This window comes from Sinomonas sp., from assembly GCF_036848755.1.
In the GTDB taxonomy this organism is placed as follows: domain Bacteria; phylum Actinomycetota; class Actinomycetes; order Actinomycetales; family Micrococcaceae; genus Sinomonas.
This window is the reverse complement of record NZ_DAIUJO010000174.1, coordinates 1-5,325: the sequence shown is the minus strand read 5'-3', so window position 1 is coordinate 5,325 and position 5,325 is coordinate 1. Positions and strand designations below refer to the sequence as shown.

General features: G+C 71.5%; 3 protein-coding genes. 2 read left to right on the top strand and 1 reads right to left on the bottom strand.

Translation table 11 applies throughout. The features are described from left to right. Positions 1-1,430: sugar transferase (locus tag V7053_RS17765; RefSeq protein ID WP_334173590.1), on the bottom strand; the 1,430-nt coding region annotated here is incomplete at its 3' end. Between the two features lie 606 nt (positions 1,431-2,036). On the opposite strand from V7053_RS17765, the gene V7053_RS17760 reads away from it, so the two are divergent. Both V7053_RS17760 and V7053_RS17755 read left to right on the top strand, forming a co-directional pair. Next, complete coding sequence (locus V7053_RS17760) at positions 2,037-2,645, top strand: acyltransferase (RefSeq protein WP_334173589.1); 609 nt, start codon at positions 2,037-2,039, stop codon at positions 2,643-2,645. Positions 2,646-2,647: 2 nt separating this feature from the next. Beyond that, on the top strand, positions 2,648-5,325 hold a 2,678-nt coding region (locus tag V7053_RS17755; RefSeq protein ID WP_334173591.1), incomplete at its 3' end, for a WecB/TagA/CpsF family glycosyltransferase.

Genomic DNA, 5,325 nt, shown 5'->3' with positions numbered 1-5,325 from the left:
CGGACGATGTCGTCCCAGCCAAGGTCCCTGCGTCCGGTCATGTGACAGAGTCCGGTGATTCCGGGCTTGACAAGCATGCGAGAGGGCACGGCGTCCTCGTGGTGTTCAGACCCGCCCGCGAGGGGTGGCCGCGGGCCGACGAGGCTCATCTCCCCCTTGACGACGTTGATGAACTGCGGGAGCTCGTCGAGGGAGTAGCGCCTCATCCACCGTCCGCAGCGTGTGATGCGCGGATCATCCGCGGGTTTGGAGGGCTCCTGCGCGCCGGACGTCATGCCCTCCGCTTCAGGGGCCTCGCCCCCGTGCTCCCGGTGGGTTCCGCCGTCGTCATCCTCTGCCATGGAGCGGAACTTGAGCAGATTGAACGACCTGCCGTCCTTGCCGATCCTCTCCTGCAGGAACAGGACGGGTCCTGACGAGTCGAAGTGAACGATCACCGCGAGCAATGCGAGAACCGGCGAGAGCACCGCGAGCGCGAGGCCAGCGAGGAGCACGTCCATCCCCCGCTTCACGATCTGCTTTGCCCCCGAGTACTGCGGGAGGTCGACCTCGAGGAGCGGGAGACCCTGGACCGGCCGCCAGTGGATCCTCGGACCCGCCACATTGGTCAGGGTGGAGGCGAGGACGAGCTCCGCGTCGTACCGCTCGAGGCTCCAGCCGAGCTCCCGGACGTACTGGTTCCCGCCACGCAACGGACCGGCGATGATGACGGCGGCGGCCTTCTTGAGCGCGACCGTCCGCACGATGTCGTCGGTTGAGCTCAGCACCGGCAAGCGGTTCCCGTCGACGGCGAGGGACTGCCCGCGACGGCCGCCCGGAAGGACGGCGCCGAGCACGTTGTAGGCCGCGCCCCTGCTCGCGGCGATCTCGCGGATCACGTGGCGCACGTCCTCCGGCTCGCCTACCACTAGGGCGGGCGTGAGGCAGAGTCCACTCCGCCGCTGGGCGTTGAGCCACCGCCGGATCGACCAGCGGGCGACGAGCAGGCCCAGGACGCCCGTGCCGAAGACCAGAGCCAAGACGCGGGCTGGAAGCCAGTCCGAAAGGATGAGGGCCGCGATCGCGACGAGGGCGAACAGCTGGACGGACGCCGCGACCACCCTCCGATACTCCTCCGCACCGATCCCGAACACCGATGCCTCGCGGCTTCCGTAGAGGCCGAGCGCGACCGGCCACACGCCAGCGATCAGGACGAGGGCGAGGGAAGTCCGCGGGCCGGCGGCACCGAAGAGCAGCCCGGCGGCGACGGATGCGAAGACGATCGCGGTGTCCGCGACGCGCAGATACAGCGCGTACCGCCTGGGCCACGCCTGCGCGCGCGCGGAGCGAGCGATCTGCGCGGACGACCCGACGCCGAGCGCCGCCAGGAGTCTCAAGCCCCGCCACGACGGAGTGGAGCGTGGAATGTTCTGCTCTCCACCTGAGGACATGACCTGCTCCTGGCTTCCCCGAAGGGTCCGGCGATGCTTGCCGGCCCCTCACATCAACCAGTACAGTCCCGCAGGCCGAGGAGGTCACCAGTAGTCGGTACCCGAGCTTGCCCCCCGGCTTTGAGGGCGAACCCTTGCCCGGTACGCAAGAACCGGCCGCCGGACCACTTGCACTCTGCCTGGTCGCGACGCGTGCACGCCTGGTCGCGACCCGTGCACGGAGCGCGACCCGTGCACGGAGCCCGGCGCGGAAATGCCCTCCCGATGCTATGCGGCGAGGCCGCTGCTCACCGTGGGTCGGACGTCCGGGCGGCTGCAGGAGAGGCAGCCGACGCGTGCCGGGGCGAGGTGCCAGTAGTGGGTACGCAGGTGGAACGACGGCCGGAGCGGGACTACTTGGCCCCACTGGAAGCCCCTACTCGGGGGCGAACCGCCGGCGAGCGCCGCATCACCCGAATCCGACGCCGCAAGGACCCGTTTCCGTCCAACCGCCTTGTCGCCCTCCAGCCCTGTCACGACGGTTGGGGCAGGCACCGCCGCGAGCAGTCCGAGGGAATGCGGCTGAGGCCCTGACCGCAGTCGCGGAATACCGGGATGGAGGAGTGCATGGTCCGGATTCACCCGACCGCTGAGGTCGAGGACGGAGCAGAGGTAGGGGAAGGCTCCGTCGTGTGGCAGTACGCCCATGTGCGTGCAGGTGCGGTCGTTGGCCGGGAGTGCGTCGTAGGCCGGGGCGCCTACGTGGGTCCGGGGGCACGGATCGGGGATCGCTGCAAGATCCAGAACTACGCGCTCGTGTACGAGCCGACAGTCATCGAGGAAGGCGCCTTCGTCGGGCCGAGCGTCGTGTTCACCAACGACCTCAACCCGCGGGCGGTTACCCCTGCGGGGGAACTCAAGACCGCCGACGACTGGGACGCCGTCGGCGTGAGCGTGGGCCGGGGGGCCTCCATCGGCGCCCGGGCCGTGTGCGTGGCTCCCACCCGAATCGGCGCCTGGTCCACCGTGGCTGCGGGCGCCGTCGTCGTCAAGGATGTTCCGGACTACGCCCTCGTCGCAGGCGTGCCCGCCCGGCAGCTCGGCTGGGTCGGCGAGGCCGGATACCGGCTCAAGCCCGACGGCGCCGAGAGCGGGGGCGAGAGCGTCTGGCTGTGCCCCGCGACCGGCCTGCGCTACATCGAGCGGCAAGGACGCCTGCGGAGGGCGGACGCGTGAGCATGCAGGCTCTCCCCCGGATGGGCAAACACGTCCTGCTCGGCGGCACGCCCGTCACGCTCCTTGACGGCGAGGAGGCGGTCGAGTCCCTCCTCGGCGACTGCCGCAAGCGCGCCCGCCCTCTGGGGGTGGTCTCTGCGAACCTCGACCACGTGTACCACTTCGGCCGGGGCGGCCGGTGGCACGGAGTACTCGAAGCGGCTGAGGGCGTCGACTGGCTCACGCTCCTCGACGGCGCCCCCCTTGCGGCGCACGCCGAACGCCTCACGGGCCGGCCGTGGCCGCGGCTCGCCGGCAGCGACCTCATCGCACCGCTCCTGGACCGCTGCGAGGCGGACCGGCTGAGGGTCGGCTTCCTGGGCGGGAGCCCCGAGGGCCAGCTCCTACTCCGGGGCCGCCTCGCCGAACAACGGCCGGGGCTCAGAGTCGCCGGATTCTGGGCCCCGAGCCGAGGGGAGCTCGAGGACCCGTCCATGTCCGGCGTCGTGGCCCGCTCGATCGCGGCCACGGCCGCAGACGTTCTCGTCGTCGGCCTCGGCAAGCCTCGCCAGGAGCTGTGGATTGCCGAGCATGGCGCCGAGACCGGGGCCCGCGTCCTGCTCGCCTTCGGCGCCGTCGTCGACTTCCTCGCCGAGCGCGTGCAGCGCGCCCCCGTGTGGATCGCCGAGCACGGCTTCGAATGGGCGTGGCGGCTCGCCCTCGAACCCGCGCGGCTCTCGGAACGGTACCTGGTCCAGGGGCCGGAGGCGTATGTTCGGCTCAGACGGCACAGCGGCCATGCTGGGCCTACGCGCAGAGTGGCCCTTTCAGCCGCGGCACGGACGGCGGCGGCCAGGGCGTCCGCCCGCGCTGCGCATCCCGCGGGGCGGTCGCTCACGGCCGAAGGACGCTTCAAGCCGTTGCCCCAGCCCGGCCTCTTCGTCCCAGCCGGCGAACCGGCAGACGTCGCCGTGCTCGTCCCCACCTATGGGAGCGCCGCGCTCATCGGGCCGCTGCTCGAATCCCTGCGGGCGGAGGCCGAGACTCTGCGATTGCGCGTCGTCATAGCCGACAATTCACCGGATTCGGAGACCCTCGATGCTGCGGCTGGGCACCCGGACGTCGTCGCGTTCGCGACCGGCGGGAATCTCGGGTACGCGGGGGCGATCAACGCGGCCATGGCGGTTGCTGCGCCCGCGGAGGCGTTTCTCGTGCTGAACCCGGACACCGTGGTTCAGCCTGCGGCCATCGCCATGATGCTCGCGCGGCTGCGGCGCAGCGATGCAGGCGCGGTGGTGCCGCTCATGCTCACGGACGACGGCGCACGCTACCCCTCGCTGCGGCGCGAACCGAGCGCTCTGCGGACGTGGGGCGACGCGCTCTTCGGTGCACGGTTCGCGCGCCGGCCGCACTGGATCGCCGAGACCGACTACGAAGGCGAGAGCTATGCGCACGCCCACACCGTGGACTGGGCGACGGGCGCGGCGGTACTGATCTCCGCCGAGGCCGCAGCCGCCGCGGGGCCCTGGGATGAGCGGTACTTCCTGTACTCCGAGGAGACCGACTACTGCCACACCCTGCGGGAACTCGGATTCGACGTCTGGTTCGAGCCCGCGGCACGCATCACGCACTCGGGTGCCGGCTCCGGGACCTCGAACGGACTCGCCGCCCTCATGGCCGTCAACCGCATCCGCTACATGCGCAAGCATCACCCCGGCGGGCCCGCAGCGCTCGCCGCGGCCGCCGTCGTCGTCCGAGAAGCCCTCCGCGCCGCGGAAGCCGGGCACCGGCGCACCCTCACGACCCTCCTCAGGCCGCGGCGGTGGGACGCGCTCCCCCACGCGACACGGCACGCCCAGGTCAGCGGGCACCCCGCAGGGAGCGTTGTGATCCCGGCCCACAACGAGGAATCCGTCATCGCGCGGACCCTCGACGGGCTCCTTCCGGCGCTCGAGAGCGGGCGCGTCGAAGTGATCGTCGCCTGCAACGCCTGCACCGACCGGACCGCGGAGATCGCGGCGGGCTACGCGGGCGTTCGGGTGCTTGATCTTCCCGAGCCCGGCAAGGCGCGCGCTCTCAACGCCGCCGACGCGGTCGCCAGCCGCTGGCCGAGGGTGTACCTCGATGCGGACATCGAGATGCCGCCCGCCGCGCTCGCCGGCATCCTCGCCGAGCTTGCCGCCGGGGCTTGCCTGGCCGGACGCCCCGGCTTCCGCTACGACACCTCGGGCTGCGACCCCCTCGTTGCCGCGTACTACCGGGCACGGGTACGGATCCCATCCAATCGCTCGGCACTGTGGGGTGCTGGCTGCTATGCGATGACCGAGGAGGGCCATCGACTCCTCGGGGCGTTTCCCGAGGACGCCGCGGACGACTTCTTCGTGGACACCGTCTTCGCGCCGGAGCACAAGGTGCTGCTCTCGGGCGAGCCCGTGATTGTCAGGCCGCCGCGAACCACTGCGTCGCTCGTCTCGACCCTGCATCGGGTCTACCGGGCGCCGGCCTCTGCCTCCGCTGGAGGGCTCGGTACGCCATCGCGGACCCTACGGGGCCTCGTGGCCTCCGTGCGCGGCCCGCTCTCCGCCCTCGACGCCGCCGTCTACGCTTCGTTCGCCCTCGCCGGGCGGAAGCAGCCCCGGACCGCACGCTTCACCAGTACCAGCGGCTCCCACCGCTGGGAGCGCGACGAGAGCAGCCGGCG

Coding starts and splice junctions, on each gene's coding strand:
- V7053_RS17760 (WP_334173589.1), top strand. CDS start 2,037: ATGGTCCGGATTCACCCGACCGCTGAGGTCGAGGACGGAGCAGAGGTA.